A 2,839-nucleotide genomic window follows, 5' to 3' on the forward strand; every position below is an offset into this window, starting at 1 on the left:
CGAAATCAACTCCCAAAGCCCGAAATTGGCCCTCCTTAGCGTGCGCTTTTACACGGATGGGCCTTCAGCCCCTTAATAGTCGCGCTGCTTGACGCCGACCGGTTCATCGGGCGGCCGAGAGCCGCGCGCCTTGAGTTCGGCCCGCACGCCGATCACCCATTCCATCATCCGATCGTGAACCCTTCGGTCGGCATTGTCGGCTTCCTCTTCCGGGTTCCGGTTTAGGGGCACCGCCTTGTAAATCGCCTGGCGCTGATCGAAACATGCTCCGCGCGCCGCAGCGAGCACCGCCTCCGCGTTCTCGTCCGATGCACCGGCGAACAGAGCGGCCTTTTCCTTCAAGCAAGCGTAGTAGGCATTCTCCACGGCGTCCTCTTGCTGCCATTCGCGGATGGTGATCACCGTGGTCCACATTGGCAGGACGATCTGGGCCTGCGCGTTGTCGACGTTCCAGATCGGCAGGTCGGGCGGCGCGCATTTGCGCACGAGGCGCTTCGCGAGCGACCCGTCGGCCACGAGACGCGCGACGTTTTGCCAGTCCTTGTCCGATTTCATGCCGGCGAGAACCACATTCATGTCGCGGTTGGCGCAGCGGTTGGCGGCGTCCGAAAGTCGGCCGGCATGGACGTGTATGTTGAAGGGTTCTAATTCGAAGTAGTCTCCAGCGGCCGCGCTCGACACGAGCGCTGTCATGAAACCAATCGTCGCCATCAATTTGCGCATGTCATTTTCCCCCGTGGAGCGCGGCGCGCTTCTGGTCCTTCGACAGATCGCCCCGGTTCTGGGCGGACTTCAGCGCAGAGTCGACGGCCTCGAAGAGGAACACGCCCGAGCGCCCTCATCGCCCGATCAGATCGGCCGCCTCCGGGTCAGCTTCCTTCAGATACCGTGCGAGCGCCCGCGTGAGGTCTTCCCGCTGGTCGGCGGGGGCGTCGCCAATCGCGGTCAACCGGATTTTCAGCCGCTCCCAGCGACCCAGCTCGTCGGCCATCTCGCGCTCCAGGGCGACCGTGGTGGTGAGCGTAACGGGTGATGTTCGCCGGAGCGAGAGACGTGCGAGGCGGGGGCGGACACGACCGCCATAAGGTGGCCACCAAGAGGTGGCCATGGTACAGTCCGGAGGTTGGGTCCGCCGCCATCTCTGGCGGCGAACCCGCCCTCATCGAGGAAGCCCTAGATCATTCCCAGCGCGTGAAGCAGGTGGATGACAGCAAGGGTTCCATAGAGGAGAGCCTCGGCGAGTTCTGTCGCCATGGTCACTCCTGTCGTTGTCCGGCCTGCTCTGGTGCCACCCAGGGCGGGCCGGATGCGTTTATAAACGCACCCGGCCAAATTCACGTACAAACGAGCGCCAGAATATGGCGAGGCCCTCGAAATCTCCCGAAGGGGCGGTCGGCGGACGCCCTTCTGGATTTCCCGGCCGATGAATTCGGCGTAGCGCGCATATGGTCGAGTGATGCGCCGGAGCGGCGGTCCTCTCGCCGATCTCAACGGTCGCGCCTACATCCCGATCATGATCCGCGTCGCCATCTCGCCCGCCGCCTTCGACGCGATCGTCGCCACGCTCCCGGTCGGCAGCGTCGGCTTCGAGGCCGAGCCCGGCGAGAACGGCGAGCGCATGATCTGGCTCGACGCCGGCGTCGTCGACCGCCTGGCGCGCCATGCGCGGGCCGGGCGAGAGCTACGGCGACGTGATCATGAGGCTGGTCGAGGTCGAGAGGCAGGACGACGGCAGTGGATGATGCTGTTGACGCGGATCAATGTGCGACCGCCTGCGCTCTGCGATGCTGGCTCGTTTGAAGAACGTGACAGTTCTTTGCCGTCACTACCGGATTGGCGGCTCTGACCTCCTGTCCCAGGGCCGCCGCCACGGGGATTGGCGGCCCCACTTACCCAGCGGGCGCGGTAACTCCCTGCCCGCCTTTCTTGGCGGTAGGACGCAGCCGCGAAATCGCAGGCTCCCCTCGGAAATCCTTTCGGTTCTGCCAGGGGCAAGAGGCTCGTCGTCCTGCGGATTGTCGGCGGCGACGCGCTGGAGGCGGGCGACCCAGTGTTCGGTCGTCCCGCATTTCAAGGTTGCGTTTGCAACGCCGGCGCGTCGTCGGAACTTTCCCTGCAGCGGAGGGATTGAAGTGGGACGCGGGAAGAACCGCAAGAAAGGACTCCTGGAATGAAATCTGCGATTTCCGCCGCAGCTGTGGCGCTCGCTCTTGTTTCACTCGCCGCTCCCCCCTCAGCCGAAGCGAGAGGCTGTCTCAAGGGCGCGCTGGTTGGCGGCGTGGCCGGCCACTACGCCGGGCATCATGGCGTCCTCGGCGCGGTCGGTGGATGCGCGGTCGGCCATCACATGGCCAACGAAAAGAGCAAGGAGGGCGAGGAGGCTACTTCCGATCGAGCGCAGCATTCCGTAAACCCGCCGAACGGAGATTGAGTACCCCATGACCGCCGCCGAACTCCGCAAGGCGCGCATCGCGCTCAACCTCGCCTCCTCGGTCTGAGGTCAGTCGCGACCGAGGCGGGACGAACGGCTCGAGGCTGACCGCTCAGTGACGTCGCGCAATGACGCGCATCACAGCACGACGCGCTGGCGCTCGGCTATGGTGTTGCCCGTTTGGATGACTTCGGGTTTTCCGGCCGCCGCCACCGGACGGCGTCGGCCCCACCTCTTCCCAGCGGGCGTGGGAGCCATCCCCGCCTGCTTCTTTTGGGCGGCGCTGAATTCCGCGAGCAGGGCTTCAACGCTCAAGGTCGCGCTGATCGAGCGCGAGCGCAATCGAAAGTCAACGTTTCGGGCGCACAGCTTCGAGTGGCAAGTTCGGCGGCGAATTGACTCGACCCG

Annotated in this window: 5 protein-coding genes; 2 read left to right on the top strand and 3 right to left on the bottom strand. The window is 65.0% G+C overall.

All coding sequences use genetic code 11. The annotated features are described in order from the left end of the window. Positions 1-72: 72 nt before the first annotated feature. Both ACLP2E_RS15455 and ACLP2E_RS15460 read right to left on the bottom strand, forming a co-directional pair. Positions 73-714: a hypothetical protein gene (locus ACLP2E_RS15455; RefSeq protein WP_442466444.1), complete on the bottom strand. Its 642-nt coding sequence runs from the start codon at positions 712-714 to the stop codon at positions 73-75. A gap of 124 nt (positions 715-838) precedes the next feature. After that, positions 839-991: a hypothetical protein gene (locus tag ACLP2E_RS15460; protein WP_442466445.1), complete on the bottom strand. Its 153-nt coding sequence runs from the start codon at positions 989-991 to the stop codon at positions 839-841. 465 nt (positions 992-1,456) lie between these two features. Between ACLP2E_RS15460 and ACLP2E_RS15465 the strand changes: the two genes are divergently transcribed. Both ACLP2E_RS15465 and ACLP2E_RS15470 read left to right on the top strand, forming a co-directional pair. Further along, positions 1,457-1,846, top strand: a complete 390-nt coding sequence (locus ACLP2E_RS15465) for a hypothetical protein (protein WP_442466446.1) — start codon at positions 1,457-1,459, stop codon at positions 1,844-1,846. A gap of 324 nt (positions 1,847-2,170) precedes the next feature. Continuing rightward, on the top strand, positions 2,171-2,431 hold the full coding sequence (locus ACLP2E_RS15470) for a hypothetical protein (protein ID WP_442466447.1): 261 nt from the start codon (positions 2,171-2,173) through the stop codon (positions 2,429-2,431). A gap of 138 nt (positions 2,432-2,569) precedes the next feature. Here ACLP2E_RS15470 and ACLP2E_RS15475 read toward each other — a convergent pair. Beyond that, the coding region (locus ACLP2E_RS15475; protein ID WP_442466448.1) for a hypothetical protein at positions 2,570-2,839 on the bottom strand (270 nt) is incomplete at its 5' end.

This window comes from Rhodoblastus sp. (assembly GCF_052145335.1).
In the GTDB taxonomy this organism is placed as follows: domain Bacteria; phylum Pseudomonadota; class Alphaproteobacteria; order Rhizobiales; family Beijerinckiaceae; genus Rhodoblastus.

Coding starts and splice junctions, on each gene's coding strand:
- ACLP2E_RS15470 (WP_442466447.1), top strand. CDS start 2,171: ATGAAATCTGCGATTTCCGCCGCAGCTGTGGCGCTCGCTCTTGTTTCA.
- ACLP2E_RS15460 (WP_442466445.1), bottom strand. CDS start 991: ATGGCCGACGAGCTGGGTCGCTGGGAGCGGCTGAAAATCCGGTTGACC.
- ACLP2E_RS15465 (WP_442466446.1), top strand. CDS start 1,457: ATGCGCCGGAGCGGCGGTCCTCTCGCCGATCTCAACGGTCGCGCCTAC.